Genomic DNA, 19,461 nt, shown 5'->3' with positions numbered 1-19,461 from the left:
CGTCGCAAATGAAATGGCGGACAGAAAAGCGCTGTCCTCCCTACGATAAACATCACCGCGTAGGGTGTGACAACGCGAAGCTTGTCCACCACAAATCGCCAGGCAACCAAATTCCGCGTCGCAAATGAAATGGCGGACAGAAAAGCGCTGTCAGCCCTACGTAAACATCACCGCGTAGGGTGTGACAACGCGCAGCTTGTCCACCATAAATCGTCAGGCAATCAAATTCCGCGTCGCAAATGAAATGGCGGACAGAAAAGCGCTGTCCTCCCTACGATAAACATCACCGCGTAGGGTGTGACAACGCGCAGCTTGTCCACCATGGCTGAGTTACGTGTTTGATCGCGACATAAAAAAAGCTCCCGGCCACTGGGGCGGGGAGCGCGTGGAGTTAAAGCTAATCAATAATACCGTCGAGCTACTGCTCAATACCTCATGGCTGTCACCGGCATTGTCGGCAGCAGCCTGTTAAGTATTTCCAGTAGACGATTGTGGTAAATCGGCTTTTTGAAAAAATCGATGACATTCAGGCCCAGCACATCAGTCACTTCGTCTGCGTCGGCGTGACCTGAAGTAACGATAATTGGGAGGTGTTGGCGCGAACAGTGTTCGCGCAGGTGTTGGATCAGTTTTGCACCGCTCTCTTCAGGCATGCGCAAGTCGGTAATAACCAGCCCTATGTAAGGGTGACGGCTAAGTTGCTCGAGGGCCTTGCGCACCGAGATTGCGGTGTGACAGCAATAGCCCTCAAATTCCAGCATTTCTGCCAGCTCCAGCAGAATATCCTCTTCATCATCGACCAACAGCAGTTCATGGCGCTCGTTGGATTGATGGCGCATGGGGTAACTCCTAGCTTGATATCTAACTTAATAAAGTCAGGTCTAACTAATCTGGAGTGGCTGTTGGCGCTATTCCACAATTGGAGCCGAGTGCGTCACAAATTTGACCGAAAACTGTATCCAAACCGGTCTTGATATCGCTTGAGAAAGAAACCAGTACCACAGCAACTAAGGTTGCGGTAATGGCATATTCAATACCCGCAGCTCCTTTTTCTTCTTTTAGAAAGGTGGTGGTTTTAACCACGGCGGCAATATGCAGTTTTCGAATCATATTAATCAGGGACATCTTAATCTCCTTATACACAGACGTACTTGCACCATGAGCATTGTCTACGCAGGGCTCTGGCGCAACTGTAAGAAGTAATTAGACCCATGGGTATAGTTATAAAGGCATAGTGGCGAAGTAGCGCAATTCCAGCTATCACTGTACCTAGCCAGTAAACGCTTTGGCGCAAGGGTTTTACGCCCGAGAGGCGTGTGCTTATCAAGCCGTTTACTGCCACCTGTATTGATGCCGAACACGTAAAACAATAAAGGCATTCACTAGTTGTCAGGGCAAAGGAGAGAGTCACCATGGACAGCCGGGTTACCATGGCGTTGGCTGGAGTCTTATTACTGGGAGCAGTGGTTGCAGGGTATTGGGGAATAACTCTGAGTCAACAACCGCCACCCTCCAGTGATGCAGCCGTAGCGCCGCAAGCAACTGAACAACCTCAAACCCTGACTACACGTATCGATGAGGCCACTGACAATGCGCAGCGTTCAGCTGTGGTGGTTGCAGTTAAGGCTTTATCGCCGTTTGTGCCAATCAAGGTTGAAGATGTTGCCATTGAGCAGTTACGTGTCGCGCCTCAAGGCAGTTTCTCAAGCATTGAACAAGTCGTTGGGCGTACCAGCTGGAACCCTATCGGCGCAGGCGCTTGGCTAAGCCAGGAAAGCTTTGTCGCTGGCGGCCCGCTGGCGCAAATGATTCGTCCACAGGAGCGTGCAGTCGCCGTAGCGGTTGATGAAGTGATCAGCGGTGGCGGTCATGTACGTCCCGGTGACTACGTCGATGTGCTGCTGTTCATGCAGGAGAAGGAGGGTGAAAAGCAGCAAACCGCTCAGGTTGCGGTGCCTGCTGTGCGGCTCTTGAGTTATGGCCAGGAACTGGGGCCGAACCTCAATGGCCAAGCGGTGCAGATCAAAGACGAGGACGATAAGAAAAAACAACCGAGAGCCGGGCGCAGCGTGGTTCTTGCGGTGCCGCAAGAGTTGGTAACTCGTTTAATGCTGGCCAGCCAGGCCGGGACTTTGCGTTTGGCCGTGCGCAGTGCTGATGAAGATTTGCACAAGCGTTATGCCGCAGGTGAGATCAACTTGGTCGCACTCGATGAGAAAACACGCAGCCTACTGCCGCTGAACAATCTTGAGAGCAAGGCGTTGCCGCGTGTGGTGACCAATCGAGCCCCTCGAGCGGCTGCCCGCAGCCCTGGAGTCCAGGTATTTCGCGGCGTAGAAAACTCTTGGCAAACTCCCTGACCTGCAAGGAAGCAAGACCATGATCTGTATGAGTCGTCGGATTGTTCTTACCCTAAGTTTTATGAGCTGCGCCGTGTTGAGCGCTTCTCAGGTCGGGGCTGCGCCTGCAGCCTGTTCATCACTCGCGGCAGTATCCCCGGTGATTGAAGTCGGCCAAGGTTTGCAGCAGCAAATCCGTTATCCAATGGCGATCAAACGTCTTGCCGTTGGCGACCCCAATACTGCAGACGTGCGCCTGACCGGTAATGACAGTTTTTTGCTAACCGGTAAAAAATCAGGCGCCACCAGCTTGATGGTTTGGACCTCATGCAGCTCTGAGCCGCGCAGCAGCATGGTTTATGTCGAAGGTTTGGCCACGGCGGCAATGGCTCGTCCTGTGCAACCCGATTCGCTGGAGCTGCCCGTCAGCCAAGTGCAGACAGACATCCGTTTTGTTGAAGTCAGCCGCAGCAAGATGAAAGAGGCGAGCACCTCGTTATTCGGTACAGGCTCCAACAACTTTCTTTTCGGTGCGCCCGGAACTGTCGGCGGGGTCACTGTTTCTCCCGGACTTGTGGGTGGTATCAGCCCGGCGATTCCGCTGGTCAATAGCGGTTTCAATGTTGTCTTTGGTGGTGGCAGCAGCAAGGTGCTGGGCATTTTGAATGCCCTGGAAGGCAGCGGCTTCGCCTACACCCTGGCCAAGCCCAGCCTGGTTGCGCTGAGTGGTCAGAGTGCAAGTTTTCTCGCCGGTGGCGAATTTCCGGTCCCGGTGCCAAGCAGCGGCAGCGACAACATCAGCATTGAATACAAAGAGTTCGGTGTTCGTCTGACCCTGACTCCAACTGTGGTGGGCAATAACCGGATCAACCTCAAGGTTGCGCCTGAGGTGAGTGAGTTGAATTTTGCTGCGGGCATTGAGATCGCCGGCACCGTGGTTCCGGCGCTGAATGTGCGCCGCACAGACACCAGCATCAGCCTGGCTGACGGTGAAAGTTTTGTCATCAGCGGCTTGATCAGCAGCAGCAATAGCGCTCAGTTGAACAAGTTTCCTGGCTTGGGCGATATCCCGATTCTGGGCGCCTTCTTTCGTTCGACCAACATTAACCGCGAAGACCGCGAGCTGCTGATGGTTGTCACGCCGCACTTGGTTCAGCCGCTCGCCGCTGATGCACAAATGCCTTCCTTACCCGGAGAGAACCTGCGCAATTACGATCCGAATTTTTTCAAGATGTACTTCTTCGAGAACGGTAATTTCGACAAGCGCTCCGGCTTGTCGCAATAGGGGTTGGTTATGAGTCAGACATTTTTAGCCTTGACCCGTAATGACGCCGATCTTGAGTGGTTGCGGGGATCATTGAACTCATTGGGCGAAGTGCTCAAAGTAGGTAATGGTGCTTTAAACGAAGTGTTATCACTGGCGGACGTGACCGGTGCCGGTTTGTTATTTGTTGGCCTGGATCGTGAAAATCTGGTGGCGCAAAGCTCGCTGATAGAAGGGGTGCTTGAAGCCAAGCCGATGCTGGCAATTGTGGCGCTGGGCGATGGCTTGGATAACCAACTGGTATTGAGCGCCATGCGTGCAGGAGCGCGTGATTTTATTGCCTACGGAGCGCGTACCAGTGAAGTGACAGGCTTGGTTCGGCATTTGAGTAGGCGCATGCCGAGCCTGCAGCCGAGCGCACAAACCGGCAAATTGATTGCTCTGTATTGTCGTCAACAGGACGTCGATGCAAGTTTGATTTCCAGCCATTTGGCGCTGGCGATTTCGCAGACCAGTCAAACCACCTTGCTTCTCGATCTGGGGCTGCCGCCGGGCGAGTGCTTGGCCACATTGGGCCTGCAAGCCTCGTTCAATTTTGCCGATGCCATTCGCAATACCCGGCGTATGGATGCAAGCCTGATTGACAGCGCATTCAGCCAGACTGGCTGTGGCATGCGCGTACTCTCGCAAACGGCTAAGGATAAACCGCTTGAAACCGCCACTGCTGCAGAGTTGTACCTGCTACTCGGCGCGCTGCGTCAGCACTTCCAATACATAGTGGTCAATCTTGCGGGTCAGCCTGACAGCGAAGCGCTACGCCTGTTTGTGGGTAACGCCGAGCGGTTGCTGTGGTGCACCGATCAAGGGGTCTCGGGGTGTCAGCGCAACCTTGAGTTGCTGGCTAACTGGCGCGATGCCGGGGTTAAGTTAAACAACGCCAGCCTGCTGGTTGACCGTTACATGCCTAGCGTTGCCCCGGATAGCGAAACCCTGGGCAAAACCTTTGCGCTGCCGGTGATTGAAGTGTTGCCGTCCAGCCCGGAAGTACGCATGAGCGCACGTAACCTGGGCCGCAGTTTGTTTGATGTGTCGCCCCGCGAACGCATCAGCAAAGCACTTCGGCATTTAGGTTGCCTGTTGGCCGAGCGACGTAAAGAGGCACGCGCTTCACGCTGGCCGTGGCCGCGGAGGAAGTCCGCATGAGTGGTGAAACACTGTTTGGCGGCACCGCCCGTTACAGTCAGGAAGGCCAATATGACGGGCAGGGTCTGAAGCTGGTCCTGCACCGCTTCATCATCGATGCAATTGACGATGAAGGGGTCAATATTCTTGAGAGCCCACGGCCGCAGGTTTCGCGCTTTGTCACAGATCGCGTGGTGGATTACGTCAATCGCCATCACCTTGCCGTGTCGCGTTACGAGATGGAGCGGCTGGCAGAAGAATTGGTTGATGAACTTACCGGGTTTGGCCCGCTTGAAGTGCTGCTGCACGACGCTTCGGTGACGGAGATTCTGGTCAATGGCCCGAATCGCGTATTTATCGAACGTGACGGCATGCTTCATCAAAGCGACCTGCGCTTTATTGATGATCAGCACGTGCAGCGGGTGATTCAGCGAATTCTGGCACCGCTAGGGCGCAGGCTCGATGAGTCTTGCCCGATGGTCGATGCGCGTATGCCAGACGGCAGTCGGGTTAACGCAATTATTCCGCCAATCGCGCTTGATGGCCCTTGCTTGTCAGTGCGTAAGTTTCGCAAGGACTTGCTGCAAAGTGCGGATTTGCTTGCGCATCAGTCGGTTGATGAAGCGGTCCTGCAGTTTATCCGGCTGGCCGTGAACCAACGCTGCAACGTACTGGTGAGCGGCGGCACCGGCACCGGTAAAACCACCATGCTCAATGTCATGAGCTTGTTGGTTGCTGAGCATGAGCGGATTGTCACCATCGAAGATACCGCTGAATTGCAGCTTAATCACCCGCACGTGGTGCGCCTCGAAACCCGTCCGCCGAATGCTGAAGGGCATGGTGAAGTGGCTGCCAGTGATCTGATTCGTAACGCCTTGCGGATGCGCCCGGACCGGATCATTCTCGGCGAGATTCGCGGCGTTGAAGTGATCGACGTATTGCAGGCGATGAACACCGGCCACGACGGTTCAATGAGCACCGTGCATGCGAACAGCGCGCAAGATGCATTGTTGCGTCTGGAAACCTTGGTCGGCCTCACCGGGCGTCAAGTTGCTGAGCGTACGTTGCGCCAGATGATTTGCGCTGCACTCGACGTAGTTATCCAGCTGACTCGCTTGCCCAATGGCCGCCGCTGCGTGAGTGAAGTGGTCGAGGTGGTCGGGATTCGTGATGATGTTTACGTCACCAACACCTTGTTCCGACTCGAGCGTCATTCTGGGAAATTCCTCCGCGAGGCAATGAATCCAGCCAGTGAAAAGCTTCAGCATACTTGGCGGGAACTCCAGTGAACGCGTCGCTGCTGTTGGCTGCAATTTGCCTGGTATTGGCTGCGTTGGCCTTGCTGGTTATGCAGTATGGCTGGCGCCAGTCACGCACCGAACATGTGATTGAGCGGCTCGGTCAAGCCAAACCCGAAATGATCAAGGATACCCGTTGGGGTTGGCTGGAACGTGCGTTTCTACGGGCAGGTCTGAAGTTACCCAATGAACGGCTCGGGCTCTTGTTCAGCCTCTGGATGGTGTTGCTGGTACTCGGTCAGCTCGTTGGCGGCTGGATGTTTGCTTTGGTTGCGCTGGTGATGCCGCCGTTAGGCCTGCATATGTTTCTGAGCTGGCGTTATCGTCGGCGTCTGCGGCGTGTGGTGCATCAGTTACCGCAGATGCTTGATCAGGTTATGCGCAGCCTGCAAACCGGTCGGACTTTGGGTGATGCATTGGTCAAGGGTATCGATACCGCGCCAGAGCCACTGCATGGCGCATTGGCGCGCGTGCAGCGTAACGTGAAATTAGGCGTTAGCTTGCCGGAAGCACTGGATGATGTTGCCGAACTGTATGAGCAAGAAGAGCTGCGGATTCTCGCCTTGGGCGTCAAGGTTAATCATCGCTTCGGTGGCAGTGCCAGCGAATTATTGGCTGGCCTGATCAAAGTGATTCAGGAGCGCGAGCAAATCGCCCGGCAGCTCCGCGCAATGACCGGTGAAACACGGCTGACGGCTGTGGTGCTGGGGGTACTCCCAGTTTCGATGGCTGCCTATATCCTGGCGGTGAATCCGGGCTATTTGATGAGCATGTGGCTCGATAGCAGCGGCCAAAAGATGCTCCTTTGCGCATTCATCCTACAAGTGCTGGGCACTGTGATGTTGTGGCGCATGCTGAGGAGTATCTGACATGGCTTGGGCGGTGATGGTATTGCTGCTGTCCATGGCGGCTGCATTGTTGATTGCCAATGCATTACAGCAACAGCGGGTACGGGCTCTTGTTGCCAAGCGCCTGGTTGGTGGCCGCGAGCAATCTCAGCATAAGGGACGGCGGGGCGATGCACTGATTCAGCAGCTCGGTCGTAGCGGTTTGGGACGCAAGCTACTCAGCCTTGATGGTGAAACGCACGTACTGCTCAACCGTATCGGCTGGCGGCGGGCCAATCAGCGGGCGTTGTACATGGCCTGCCAATTACTGTTGCCGTTTCTCATGCTCGGGCTGGTGGTGCTGGTGATTTCGTTTCTGGCCGAGCCCCCGGAAAAAGTCTGGGTGTTCTGGATACTGGCCCTGGGTTGCGGTTTTTTGTTGCCCAAACGCGTGCTGTCACTGGCAGCGGCTCGGCGTCAACAGCAACTGGTTAACGAAGTATCCATATTCATTCCGCTGTTGCGCATTTTATTTGATGCCGGCTTGACGGTTGAACAGTCCCTGCGGGTCATCACCCTGGAAAGTAAAAAATTACTGCCAGTACTCACGACAGAACTCGACGCAGTGCTCAAGCATGTTGACTCAGGGCTGGAGCTGGCAGACGAACTTAGCATCATGGGCAAGCAACTGGATGTCGATGAGCTGAGCGATAGCTTGGCGATTCTGCAGCAGCTTATTCGCCAGGGTGGCGGTGCAATGAGCTCTCTGCTGGCGCTGAAAAAGCTGCTCGATGAACGCCGCTTGACCAACCTTCAGGAGTACATCTCCAAGCTGTCAGGGAAGATGTCGGTGGTGATGATGCTGTTTCTGTTTCCTGCATTGCTGATCGTTCTGGCCGGGCCAGGAATGAGTGCAATCGGCCGCGCCCTTGGAGGTATTTCATGAAGTTTGCAACAGTGTTTGGCAGCGTGTTGTGCGCCGTGGTGTTAAGTGGCTGCACGGCCAATCAGATAATGCCGGGGTATGCCGCAGATAACGCTAAAGACTGTGCCAACAAGCCCACTCAGGAGCAGGAATTGGCGCTGAATCTGGCCAAAGAGATGGCGGATGAGGGGCGTCTGTATGCCGCGTTGGCTAACTTGCAAGGGCTGCCACAATCCTCACCGGAGGTGCGATTGCGTCAAGCGCGGATCATGCGCAGCATTGGTCGCGGAGAGTCTCAGGCGCTTTATCAAAGTTTGATTGGAACCTGTCTGACGGCCGCAGGTGAGCAAGGTCTTGGCCAGCTTGCAGCAGCGCGTGGTGATCAAGTCGAGGCCATGCAACGTCTCGAACGAGCTGCTGCCCTGGCGCCAACCGACGCCAAAATTCGCAATGACCTTGGCATGGTTTATCTCACGCAAAAGCGTACCGATGATGCTCGCTTTGAGTTTTTAACCGCCGTTGAATTGAGCCAGTCAGACAGCTTGCCAGCCACCAACCTGCTGGCCCTGTTGTTTGTAGAAAACAAGTCGCAGCAAGCCGCCGATCTGGTTTCACGCTTGCACTTGAGCGTGGCTCAGGTTCGTGAAGCGTTACAGCGTTCCGAACAGCTTAAATCCGCTGCACAGGTTCCATTACCGCTGGCCACTCAGGAGTCAGAAACTGAGCAAGCAGCAGTCGCCACAATCAGCGTATTCGCCGAAACCGTCAGCCAAATTGAACAGGACGTCCAGCCATGAACGGCTTGCCAAAACACCCTTTGGTCGTTTGCTATCTGATTGCTTTTGGTTTGCTTTTTCCGGCATCCGTCCACGCGGAAGAACCAGCAACGAGCAGGCCGATACCGCAGCATTCAAAAACCGAAAGTTGGCTCGCTATCCAGCGTGATGGCCGGGCGGCGTCAATGAAGTTGCAAAGGGCGACACCGGCTGAGCGCGAACTGGCATACCAGCGTTGGCTCGACAGTTATAGCCACCCGATCCCTGAGTTTTATGAACAGGAAACGGGCGGGCAAATGTCAACTGGCGGCAGTAACTAGTAGGGCGGACAACGCTTTTTTTGTCCGCCGTTTCAGCGGTGGATAGATACAACGATGGTGGACAAGTTGCACCTGTCACACCCCGCCCAAGTAGGGCGGACAACGCTTTTTTGTCCGCCGTTTCAGTGGCGAATAGATTCAACGATGGTGGACAAGTTGCACCTGTCACACCCGCCCAAGTAGGGCGGACAACGCTTTTTTTGTCCGCCGTTTCAGCGGTGAATAGATTCAACGATGGTGGACAAGTTGCATTTGTCACACCCTACGCGCAGGAGCAATAGCATGGCTAGCAGGCGTTCTCCTCAACATGCGCTGAGCTATCAACGCCAGCGCGGTGCGATTGGCATCATGGCGGCCTTGGTGATGCTGATGGCGCTTGCCTTTTTAATGCTGGCAATCGATAGCGGTCGCTTGTACTTGGAAAAGCGCAGCGTTCAGCGTGTGGCGGATATGGCTGCACTGGAAGCGGTGCTTCGTGATGGAAATTGCCAGGCGAGTGCTGGCACGACAACCGCGCAAACCTATGCGGCCGAGAACGCGCAAATCCGTAACGGCTTTACCCTTGATGCCCAGCGCACGCTGGTCGCGACATGCGGTAATGTCGATGAAAGCGGCAGCCGCCGTAGCTTTACTGCAGACACCACCGGCAGTGCGATTCAAGTTGATGCCCGTCGCGAGGTGCCCGCCAGCCTGATTCTGGGCGGGATATTCGGCCAGCAGGTGACAATCGCTGCCCAAGCTGTTGCAGCCAAGCGCGAGCCACTTGCCGCATTAACCTTGCGCACCACGCTGGCAACGGTTGACTCAACTCAGTCGCCGCTACTCAACGCCCTGATTGGTGGCCTGCTCGGTGGTTCGGTCAATCTCTCGGCAGTGGGTTGGGATGGCTTGGCCAAGAGCCAGATAAGCCTGCTGGATTATCTCGATCAACTGGCGATCAGTCAGGGTATTACAGCGGGGGATTATCAATCGTTGCTTGAGGAGAATCTGTCGCTCGGCACCTTGTTGGATGTTGCCGCGACCACGCTGCAGCAGTCGGGTACCAGCGCTGATCTGGATGCGGCGATTGCAGGGCTTACCGCTCTGTCTGCGGTGGTCCCAGCCGCCTCACCACTGCTGCAACTGGGCGAGCTGATCAATGTACAAAGCGCTACGCAGAAGGCGGGGCTAGATACCGCGCTCAATCTTCTGCAGTTGGTTCAGGGCACGGTCGAGTTGGCCAACAGTAAAAGCGCAGCCTTTGCCAGCCTGCCCATTACGGTGCCGGGGTTGAGCAACGTCACCCTGAATATCAAAGTCATCGAGCCACCACAATTGTCGGCCATCGGTAATCCTGAACTGGCCAAAGCAGACCCGTATGGACCGAATCAGATAGCCGTGCGCTCGGCGCAGATTCGCACCTATTTGAGCATTGATTTGAGTGGGGTAACCGATGCTTTGGATGGTCTTTTACAACCCGCAGCAGGAGCGTCGTTAAACAGTTTTTTGAATAGCGCGCTAAACCTCGATTTGGTCGGTGCTGTTGGAAATCTTATTGGTTCCCTGGCTTGTGTTGCACCGTTGTGTCCGCAGCTGAAGGTTAGTGCTGCGCAGGTATTACCCGGCGGTCAAGTTGACGTGATGCTCGATGTCGCCGAGGCGCAAGCACGGGTTACTGATTACAGCTGTACTAGTAGTACAGATAAGACTCTTGATGTTGATGTGACAACCGCTGCTCTAAATCTTGCAGTCGGTAAGTTGGGCAGTGATTCAGCAGATGCCTTGGACCAAATATTTAACGGCCCCAACACTCCGGTCGCCGAACCCTTTGCGTTAGTGAAGCTGGGTGAACAGACACTTAGACCGACATCGTGCTTACTAGGCTTATGCTCTGGACTGCAATGGGCAAAAGCGGGCGGCGGCTGGGTTTCAGACCCAAAACTAGCGGCGTTTACCGTTCGCTCCGGGCTTGGCCTCACCCTCAATTCAAGCGTAATAGGCAGTGGGGTGGATGTACCTTTGGTATACGAGTCGACAGCAAATCAACTGCCTAATGTAGGGGAGACGCCTCATTACGAGTTTATAGATGCTAACGACAGTGTGGTGGACAGCTTGGGCGCTACATTGGCAGGTCTCGATTTAGAACCCTATACAAGCAGCAGCCCAGGCTTACTGGGCGGCTTGATAAACACCTCGGTAGGTCTTATCAGTGCGCTGCTTGGTAGCTTGGAGGGTGTGATCAAGAACGTACTTGGGCCATTACTTGACCCACTTGTCAGCACGCTGCTTAACGGCTTGGGAATTGGCCTAGCTGAAGCCGATGTCGGTGCCAACCTGACATGCGGCAGTCGCGCTGAGTTGTTGTTATGAACTCGGTAGCGCGCTGCTCTTTTGCAGTTACTGGCTCTGCGGGTGCAAGTGCTCGTGGTCAGCTGGGCATTAAACGCAGCGCTCCATCAATGAGCGGTTGCCGCAGAGCCTTCACTCTTTCGACTCGGCGACAGCGCCAAAGCCAATTGCGTGCGGTTATGCATATGGGTCAGGCGCAGTACCTGCGACACGTAGAGTTTCACCGTATTTTCGGTAATCCCCAATTCGCAGGCGATCTGATAGTTGGTCAGGCCCTTGCCAATCAGGCGTGCGACTTCCAGTTGCCGTGGAGACAGTTGGTTGAAGTGTGCGGGGATTGCTTCAGCAGACTCTGCGGCAGGAGTGAGTTCAGGCTGGCCAAAGTGACTGCGCATCTGGTGCAGATCCAGATGCAACTCGCCGATAGACTCAGCCAGAAAGTGCAGCTTCTGGTTCATCTGGTCGAGTTTAGCGCCATCGTCCATGCGCTCTTGCAAGTGCCGTTCAAGGCGCCTGACCGCTCGGCCAACTTCATCCATATTGATGGGTTTTTGATAGAAGTCTGCAACGCCCGCCCGCATTGCCGAAACCACATCCTGGGTTTTGGTTTGACCCGTGAAAATAATCGCTTCGAACTGGCGATTACCGTCGTAGGTCTTCTCCAACGTATTGATCAGGCTGATGCCATCCTTGCCCGGAAGATGCAAATCGCTGAGCACAATGCCGATTTGCGGGTCCGCGCAGAACAATTCGATCGCTTCGTGCGCGCTGTGACAACCAATGCAGGTGTAGCCACTGTGATTAAGAAACTCGCAAAGTTCTTCAACGATATCCGGTTCGTCGTCCACGACGAGGAGTTTTACCACGCGTTGATGCCTTTCCATGTCAGCTCACCCGGTTGCTTTAATTTTTTTAATGGTTTTGATGTTGTGTTAGCAGCTCATGCCCATACGCCGAGCAACCCATGCATAGAAATCAAAGACTTCAAGCAGTGAGTACGCTCGTCCCATACTTAAGGTATAGCACTTTGTTTGTATTCAGAAAGTTTTAGTCAGAATAAAGGATGTCAAAAAACCACCGAAAAGAAATAGCCCGTATGGATAAGCTGTTTTTGAGTGTGGTTTCAGGTATTTGAGTCGTTTTTGTGTGTTGCTGCTGAGGGTTGGCCAAATCTTGTTTGCAGAAGCTGTCCACGCGATGAAGCAGATACCAGCGACAGCAATCGTCATCAATAGCATTTGGCTGTTGCTGCTAAGGCCAATGAAGACCAGCAGCTTGACGTCTGCCGCTCCCAGCTTGTTAAGCATGTAACCGGGCAGGCTGAGTAATATGGCGAAGGCCGCGGCAATAAAGGCCTCCACGGGTGTGTGGCCCAGCAGGCTTTCAGCGCGGAGCAATAAATAGATAAGGGCGAAGGCAATGCCGCCGAATGTCAGCCAATTGGAAATGCGCTTTTGCTGCACATCTTGTGCGGCGCAGACCGCAAGCCAGACGAGCAAAATAGCGATATTCATGGGTGTTGTGTGCTCTGTTAGTTGAGGATCAGGAAATGGTACGTTCGTACAATAGAGTGAATGCTCTACAAATTAAACTGAATCTTCAACCCTGCTTGGATTGCGGGTGTGCAGTGGAGGCATCGAAAATGCAACAGATCATTACAAGGGAGCCTCTGAAAAAGGTAGCGAGCGACGGGAGTACAAGGCGAAAAGATGCGAAGACGCGCAGTTTAGTTGCCCTAAATGAGCATTCTGAGCAGCTTTTCAACGCAGTAATACCTAGCGCAGTAGTTTTTCAGAGGTTCCCAAGGGCTTTTGGTCGCCGCCAGAGAGGAGCTGCCGCGATCGAGTTCGCGTTGGTATTCGTACTGTTTTTTGCAATTTTCTACGGCACCGTCAGTTATAGCCTGCCATTGTTGATGATGCAGTCTTTTAACAACGCAGCCGCCGAGGCGGTGCGCCAAGCCGTTGGGCTGGTACCGGGGCAGGCGGATTACCAGCAGGAAGCGTCAGATGTTATTGATCAACAGCTGAGCTGGATGCCCAACTCAACCCGTGACCTGGTCGCGGTTGTTATCACCGCACCGGGTGCTGACGGTGTGATGAGTGTGCGCATCAGCTATCCGTACAACACAAACCCACTGGTGCCGTTTTTGGTCTTGCCGGGTATTGGGCGAGTGCCGAACTTACCAGATGATCTTGTTGCAACAGCTAGCATCAAGTTGAATAACTAAGGAAAGGCTATGGCGAGCTGGTTCGGTTTCACCCCTAAACATGATCTGACCGCCAGCAATCATTTACCTGCGGATTCAGAGCCGCAGCCGTCAGTAAATACGCCGCCAAGTTCGGCGGGGCTGAGCCTTTATCTGGACACCCAAGGCTTGGTTACACGCATCGCCGGGCCATTAGCCGCGCGTTTGGCAATAGCTGTAACACAGCATCCACTAAATGATTATTTGTGCAAAGGCTCGGCCTTGGCAGCCGATATTCCGAGCTATCAACAGCAGATGCTTGAACTTGATTTCAACGGTCGTGGTGGCGCGGTTATAACCCTGCGTGGCTGGCTGCAGGCCCATGCCGGAGGCTGGCTGCTGCAACTGTTGGATGTGTCTGATTTAGTCGAGCAGGCGCGCAGCAGCGACTTGCGCCGTCATGTGCTGACCGAGGCCGCTGACTTTGCCCAGCGCCTGGGTTATCAATCAGGAGAGCGTTTGCAGTCTGCGACGGTCGAGGTGTTGTCTGAGTTGCGCCAAAGGTTACGTATTCCCAGCGTGGCGATTGCCCTGCGTGATAAGGCCGGTGACTGGCGGGTTTATGCCCAGCAAAATGTGCATAACAGCCAAGTTTGGCGCGATGAACAGGCGCTGGGGAAGATCTTTGACGACTTGGAACAAGCCAGTCCGCAGCAGCTCAGTGCGCTGACGTTAACCAAACATCCCGGACTTCAGGTGTTATTTCCTCAAGGTCTTGGCTTTATTACGCCGTATCAGTACCAAGGGGTTACATCTGCTTGGCTGCTCTGTGCAGGCTTTGACGCCCAAATGCATGCTCCGGCGTTGCAGGTTGCCGACTGGACACGTTTATTTGACCAGATTGGAGCCGCATTAACCGGGCGCTTGCAAGCACTGCAGCAGGCTCATCAGCAAGACCGGCAAAGTGCCTTGCAAGGTTTACTGGGTGCCGGTTGGTGGGAGTTCAACAGCCTTGATCAACGATTGCAATTGGCGCCAGAGCTAGCCGCTACGCTGGGCATTGAGCTTGCCAGCGGACTTGAATTGCCCGCATGGCTTGAGCGCATTCATGCCGGTGATCGTGACGAGTTTCGGGTGCGTCTTAATCGCTTGATTGCGGGGGGGCAGAGTTTTATCCAGTGCCTGCGGTTGCAGGTTGCTGATGAAACTGTCGGTTATAGCTGGTATCGCCTGCAAGCCCTGGCCAAAGGGGCGGGCAATAATCTGCGCATTTATGGCTTTCTGATCGATATCAGCGATATTAAAGAGCAGCAAGCCAGAGCTTCGGAGGCGCATGAGCGCTTAAGCAATCTGATCGCCAGCGCGCCTGCGGTGATTTACGTGCAGCGCTACAACGATGGGGCTTTAAGTCTGGAGTTTTGCAGCGACAGTTTGCAGCCCTTGCTGGGTTGGAGTCTGGCCGAGCTGCAAGCGGGTTTACTCGCAGAAATAGTTCATCCGGATGACCACGAAACCTTCTTCAATCGTGCGCGGCAGTTACTGCGAAGCGGCTCGGTCAGTTGTCGCTATCGGCTGCGTGACCGTCAAGGCAACTATCACTGGTTGCTGGATGAGTCGAAATTACTGCGCGATGAATTGGGTCAGCCGCGAGAAGCTGTTGGCCTGTGGCTGGACATCACCGAAGCCACGCTTGCTGCTGAGCGTATCCGCGAGAGTGAGGAACGTTACCGGATTTTGGTCGAGGATTCGCCAGCGATGATTTGCCGTTATCTGCCCGACCTGACGCTCAACTTCGCCAACCGGCCGTTAGCGGATTATCTGGAACGCAGCACTGAGCAACTTATTGGTGCCAACCTTGGCGAGTGGCTTTCTGCCGAGCAACGTGAGGCCTTTGCGCAACGCCTGCTTGGCCTCACGCCAGAGCAGCCAATCAGCACCGCTGAAATATGCATGCAGTTGCCGGGGCGTGAGCATGCCTGGTGGGTGTGGGCCGATCGCGGAATTTTTGATGAGCAAGGCAACCTGCTTGAAGTACAGGCCGTTGGGCGTGACAACACCGAAGTGCGAAAAGCCCAGCAGCAGCTGTTTCAAGGCGCGAAGATGGCCACGCTCGGCGAGATGGCGACCGGCATGGCCCATGAGTTGAACCAGCCACTGAATGTGATGCGCATGGCTGTGGCCAATACCCTCAAGCGCATCGCAGCTGGTGACGTACCTGCCGAATACTTGGAAGACAAGCTGAAGCGGATTGAGGCGCAGGTGCTGCGTGCGGCGCGAATTGTCGATCATATGCGGGTGTTCGGGCGCCGTTCCGAGGCGGAGCATGCGTTGTTTGATCCGATGCAGGCAATAGAAGGTGCCATGTCGCTGCTGCGCGATGGTTTATTGGGCAAAGGTGTCGAGCTGCATTTTGAACCGGTAGATTTTACGGTCAAGGTCAGTGGCCACGGCGATCAACTTGAGCAGGTGTTGATCAATCTGATGGTCAATGCCCGCGATGCGCTGTTCTCGCGGCTGGAGCGTGAGCCTGAGTTTGCGCCGCGTATTGCGTTGTCCGCTACTTTATTGCCAGAAGGCGTGTTGATTGAGGTGCAGGACAACGCCGGAGGCATAGAACCGCGTTTGCTTGAGCGAATCTTCGAGCCGTTTTTCACCACTAAACCTGCGGGCAAAGGCACAGGTTTGGGGTTGTCGGTAAGCTTCGGCATTATCGAACAAATGGGCGGGCAGTTAAGGGTTTTCAATCGCGAGGAGGGCGCCTGTTTCAGCATCCTGCTGCCGCCAGCTTCTAGTTCCAGCCTTTAGTATGGCAAAGCATAACTAAAGTTCTGTCGAGTGCTGGCGAAAAGCTACGTACCAGCTAGTCTTCATCGTGCTACGTTCCGGCAATGTATCGGGACGACAACTGCCTGATGCAGGAGAATCACGATGGATATGAATCGTCGACAGTTCTTCAAGGTCTGCGCTGTAGGCCTTGGAACGTCGAGCCTAGCGGCATTGGGGGTTGCACCGCCCAATGCCTATGCCGACCAGATACGCCATTTCAAACTGGCGCGCACGATCGAAACGCGCAATACCTGTCCTTACTGCTCGGTCGGTTGCGGCCTGATTATGTACAGTCAGGGCGATGCCGCGAAAAACGTTGCGCAAAACATCATCCATATCGAAGGTGATTCTGATCACCCGGTCAATCGCGGCACCTTGTGCCCTAAAGGCGCCGGGCTGCTCGACTTTGTGCACAGCGAAAGCCGCCTGAAGGTTCCGCAGGTGCGTGAAGCTGGCTCAAATGAGTGGAAAGATATTGAGTGGGACACTGCGCTGGAGCGAATTGCCAGGCATATGAAGGAGGATCGTGATGCCAACTTCATTGAAACCAACGAGCAAGGCCAAAGGGTCAATCGTTGGTTGAGCACCGGCTTTCTCGCTGCGTCGGCATCGTCCAATGAAGCGGGTTACATCACTCATAAAGTGGTGCGTTCACTCGGCATATTAGGATTCGATAACCAAGCACGTGTCTGACACGGCCCGACGGTGGCAAGTCTTGCCCCGACGTTTGGCCGCGGCGCCATGACCAATCACTGGACCGACATCAAGAATGCCGATCTGGTTTTGATTATGGGCGGCAACGCTGCTGAAGCGCATCCGTGCGGCTTCAAGTGGGTGACCGAAGCCAAGGCGCATAACAACGCCAAGCTGATTGTGGTCGATCCGCGCTTTACTCGTTCCGCATCGGTGGCAGACTTGTACGCGCCTATTCGTACCGGCTCGGACATCGCCTTCCTCGGCGGACTGATCTATTACCTGATCGAAAACGACAAGTACCAGCACGAGTACGTCCGTAACTACACCGACGTCAGCTTTATCGTGCGCGAAGGTTATGATTTCGAAGCCGGGTTCTTCAGCGGCTACGACGAAGCCAAACGCGGCTATCCGGACAAATCCGGCTGGGGCTACGAAGTCGGTGAAGATGGCTATGCCAAGGTTGACCCGACCCTGAGTCATCCACGCTGCGTATTCAACCTGTTGAAGAAGCATTACAGCCGCTATACGCCGGACATGGTCAGCAGCATTTGCGGCACGCCGAAAACCCAGATGATGCAGGTTTGGGAGACCATCGCCGAAACCTCGGCACCGGGCAAAGTCATGACCATCATGTACGCGCTCGGCTGGACTCAACACTCAACCGGCTCGCAGATGATTCGTGCTGGCGCCATGTTGCAGTTGCTGTTGGGCAATATTGGTATGCCAGGCGGCGGCATGAACGCCTTGCGCGGTCACTCCAATATTCAGGGGCTGACGGATCTTGGCTTGCTGTCGAACTTGTTGCCGGGCTATCTGACGCTGCCCAGCGATGCCGAGCAGGACTACGCGGGCTACATTGCCAAGCGCACCAGTAAACCGCTGCGTCCGGGGCAACTTTCATACTGGCATAATTACGAGAAATTCCATGTCAGCCTGATGAAGGCCTGGTACGGCAAAAACGTCAACGCTGAAAATAATTGGGGCTACGACTGGCTGCCTAAACTCGATGCACCAGGGCCGGGTTACGACGTACTGAAAGTCTTCGACATGATGTACCAAGGCAAGGTCAATGGTTACTTTTGTCAGGGTTTCAATCCGATTGCCTCGTTCCCGAACAAGGCCAAGATTGGCGCGGCGCTGGCCAAGCTTAAATACCTGGTAATCATGGACCCGCTGGCGACAGAGACCTCTGAGTTCTGGCGTAACGTTGATGAGTTCAACGACGTTAATACCGCAGATATTCAGACCGAGGTGTTCCGCCTGCCAACCTCATGTTTCGCTGAGGAAGATGGTTCGCTGGTCAACAGTGGCCGTTGGCTGCAGTGGCACTGGAAAGGCGCAGAGCCACCGGGCAAAGCACGAACTGACATCCAGATCATGGCCGGTTTGTATCACCGCTTGCGTGAGAAGTACTCCAAGGACGGCGGTAAATTCCCGGACCCAATCCTTAACCTTGACTGGCCGTATTTGCAGCCGGATGAACCGTCGGCGGAAGAACTCGCGAAGGAGTATTCAGGTAAGGCGATAACCGATCTGACCGACCCTGCAAGCGGCGCATTGCTGGTTAAAGGTGGCGATCAACTGGCCGGATTTGCACAATTGCGCGCCGACGGCAGTACATCCAGCGGATGCTGGCTGTTCTGTGGCTCCTGGACCCAGCAGGGCAACCAGATGGCGCGGCGTGACAACTCGGACCCGTACGGTATCGGTCAAACCCTTGGCTGGGCTTGGTCATGGCCTGCTAACCGGCGGATTCTCTACAACCGTGCATCTGCCGATGTGGCAGGCAATCCGTGGCAAGGCCTGAAAAAGCCGCTGGTGTTCTGGAACGGCAAGTCATGGGCTGGCGCCGATGTGCCTGACTTCAAGGCGGATTCACCGCCAGAGGCGGGGATGAATCCGTTCATCATGAACCCGGAAGGGGTGGCGCGATTCTTTGCTGTCGACAAGATGGCCGAGGGCCCATTCCCTGAGCATTACGAGCCGTTTGAAACACCAATCGGGCGCAACCCGCTGCATCCTGACGACCCGCGTGTCACCAGCAACCCCGCTGCGCGGGTGTTCAAGGGTGATATGGAGCTGTTTGGCAGCGCGGCTGACTTCCCGTATGCCGCAACTACTTACCGGCTGACTGAGCACTTCCACTTCTGGACCAAGCACTGCCGTCTGAACGCGATTGTGCAGCCCGAGCAGTTTGTGGAAATGAGTGAGGTGCTGGGTAAGGAATTGGGTATCGCCGCAGGCGATTGGGTCAAGGTGTCGAGCAACCGTGGCTACATCAAGGCGGTTGCGGTGGTGACCAAGCGCCTCAAGCCGCTGACGGTCGATGGTAAAACCGTGCACCAGATCGGCATCCCGATTCACTGGGGGTTCTCCGGTACGGCGCGCAATGGTTACCTGACCAACACCTTGACCCCCTTCGTTGGTGACGCCAATACGCAAACGCCGGAGTTCAAGTCCTTCCTCGTCAACGTGGAAAAGGCATAGGAGCT

16 protein-coding genes are annotated in these 19,461 nt (G+C 54.9%); 12 read left to right on the top strand and 4 right to left on the bottom strand.

Features of this window, described 5'->3' with window-relative positions; translation table 11 throughout:
• Positions 1-425 precede the first annotated feature (425 nt).
• Together ACN0UH_RS03220 and ACN0UH_RS03215 are read right to left on the bottom strand one after the other, a co-directional pair.
• Positions 426-839, bottom strand: a complete 414-nt coding sequence (locus ACN0UH_RS03220) for a response regulator (protein ID WP_417660687.1) — start codon at positions 837-839, stop codon at positions 426-428.
• A gap of 46 nt (positions 840-885) precedes the next feature.
• Positions 886-1,125: a Flp family type IVb pilin gene (locus ACN0UH_RS03215; RefSeq protein ID WP_417660686.1), complete on the bottom strand. Its 240-nt coding sequence runs from the start codon at positions 1,123-1,125 to the stop codon at positions 886-888.
• A gap of 287 nt (positions 1,126-1,412) precedes the next feature.
• Between ACN0UH_RS03215 and cpaB the strand changes: the two genes are divergently transcribed.
• The 9 genes from cpaB (at position 1,413) to ACN0UH_RS03170 (ending at position 11,280) form a co-directional block, all read left to right on the top strand.
• Positions 1,413-2,360 carry a Flp pilus assembly protein CpaB gene (cpaB, locus tag ACN0UH_RS03210; protein ID WP_417660685.1) on the top strand — a complete coding sequence of 316 codons (948 nt, stop codon included), beginning with the start codon at positions 1,413-1,415 and terminating at the stop codon, positions 2,358-2,360.
• A 19-nt stretch (positions 2,361-2,379) separates the two neighbouring features.
• Complete coding sequence (locus ACN0UH_RS03205) at positions 2,380-3,624, top strand: type II and III secretion system protein family protein (protein ID WP_417660684.1); 1,245 nt, start codon at positions 2,380-2,382, stop codon at positions 3,622-3,624.
• A gap of 9 nt (positions 3,625-3,633) precedes the next feature.
• A complete protein-coding gene (locus ACN0UH_RS03200; protein ID WP_417660683.1) occupies positions 3,634-4,806 on the top strand; it encodes a pilus assembly protein in 1,173 nt (390 codons plus the stop codon).
• The gene (locus ACN0UH_RS03195; RefSeq protein WP_417660682.1) at positions 4,803-6,074 is read left to right on the top strand and encodes a CpaF family protein; all 1,272 of its coding nucleotides are present in this window, start codon (positions 4,803-4,805) and stop codon (positions 6,072-6,074) included. The genes ACN0UH_RS03200 and ACN0UH_RS03195 overlap by 4 nt, the downstream gene beginning before the upstream one ends.
• Positions 6,071-6,952: a type II secretion system F family protein gene (locus tag ACN0UH_RS03190; protein WP_417660681.1), complete on the top strand. Its 882-nt coding sequence runs from the start codon at positions 6,071-6,073 to the stop codon at positions 6,950-6,952. Before ACN0UH_RS03195 ends, ACN0UH_RS03190 begins: the two co-directional genes overlap by 4 nt.
• A gap of 1 nt (position 6,953) precedes the next feature.
• The gene (locus ACN0UH_RS03185; protein ID WP_417660680.1) at positions 6,954-7,856 is read left to right on the top strand and encodes a type II secretion system F family protein; all 903 of its coding nucleotides are present in this window, start codon (positions 6,954-6,956) and stop codon (positions 7,854-7,856) included.
• Positions 7,853-8,632, top strand: a complete 780-nt coding sequence (locus ACN0UH_RS03180) for a tetratricopeptide repeat protein (protein WP_417660679.1) — start codon at positions 7,853-7,855, stop codon at positions 8,630-8,632. Before ACN0UH_RS03185 ends, ACN0UH_RS03180 begins: the two co-directional genes overlap by 4 nt.
• Positions 8,629-8,931 carry a DUF3613 domain-containing protein gene (locus ACN0UH_RS03175; protein ID WP_417660678.1) on the top strand — a complete coding sequence of 101 codons (303 nt, stop codon included), beginning with the start codon at positions 8,629-8,631 and terminating at the stop codon, positions 8,929-8,931. Before ACN0UH_RS03180 ends, ACN0UH_RS03175 begins: the two co-directional genes overlap by 4 nt.
• Positions 8,932-9,213: 282 nt before the next feature.
• Entirely contained in the window at positions 9,214-11,280 is a 2,067-nt protein-coding gene (locus ACN0UH_RS03170) for a TadG family pilus assembly protein (RefSeq protein WP_417660677.1), read from the top strand.
• An 86-nt stretch (positions 11,281-11,366) separates the two neighbouring features.
• Here the strand turns inward: ACN0UH_RS03170 and ACN0UH_RS03165 are convergent, their stop codons facing one another.
• A complete protein-coding gene (locus ACN0UH_RS03165; RefSeq protein WP_417660676.1) occupies positions 11,367-12,143 on the bottom strand; it encodes a response regulator transcription factor in 777 nt (258 codons plus the stop codon).
• Positions 12,144-12,296: 153 nt separating this feature from the next.
• Positions 12,297-12,773 carry a prepilin peptidase gene (locus tag ACN0UH_RS03160; protein WP_417660675.1) on the bottom strand — a complete coding sequence of 159 codons (477 nt, stop codon included), beginning with the start codon at positions 12,771-12,773 and terminating at the stop codon, positions 12,297-12,299.
• A 257-nt stretch (positions 12,774-13,030) separates the two neighbouring features.
• On the opposite strand from ACN0UH_RS03160, the gene ACN0UH_RS03155 reads away from it, so the two are divergent.
• From ACN0UH_RS03155 to fdnG, 3 genes are all read left to right on the top strand, one after another.
• The gene (locus ACN0UH_RS03155; RefSeq protein ID WP_417660712.1) at positions 13,031-13,489 is read left to right on the top strand and encodes a TadE/TadG family type IV pilus assembly protein; all 459 of its coding nucleotides are present in this window, start codon (positions 13,031-13,033) and stop codon (positions 13,487-13,489) included.
• Between the two features lie 9 nt (positions 13,490-13,498).
• Positions 13,499-16,252 carry a PAS domain-containing sensor histidine kinase gene (locus ACN0UH_RS03150; RefSeq protein WP_417660674.1) on the top strand — a complete coding sequence of 918 codons (2,754 nt, stop codon included), beginning with the start codon at positions 13,499-13,501 and terminating at the stop codon, positions 16,250-16,252.
• Positions 16,253-16,375: 123 nt separating this feature from the next.
• Positions 16,376-19,456 (top strand): formate dehydrogenase-N subunit alpha, encoded by a 3,081-nt coding sequence (fdnG, locus tag ACN0UH_RS03145; RefSeq protein ID WP_417660673.1) that lies wholly within the window; start codon positions 16,376-16,378, stop codon positions 19,454-19,456.
• The last annotated feature ends 5 nt before the right edge of the window (positions 19,457-19,461 follow it).

Origin of the sequence: Pseudomonas sp. (assembly GCF_048265905.1) — a bacterium.
In the GTDB taxonomy this organism is placed as follows: domain Bacteria; phylum Pseudomonadota; class Gammaproteobacteria; order Pseudomonadales; family Pseudomonadaceae; genus Aquipseudomonas.
The sequence above is the reverse complement of the archived record's forward strand: the minus strand, read 5'-3'. Positions and strand labels throughout refer to the sequence as shown.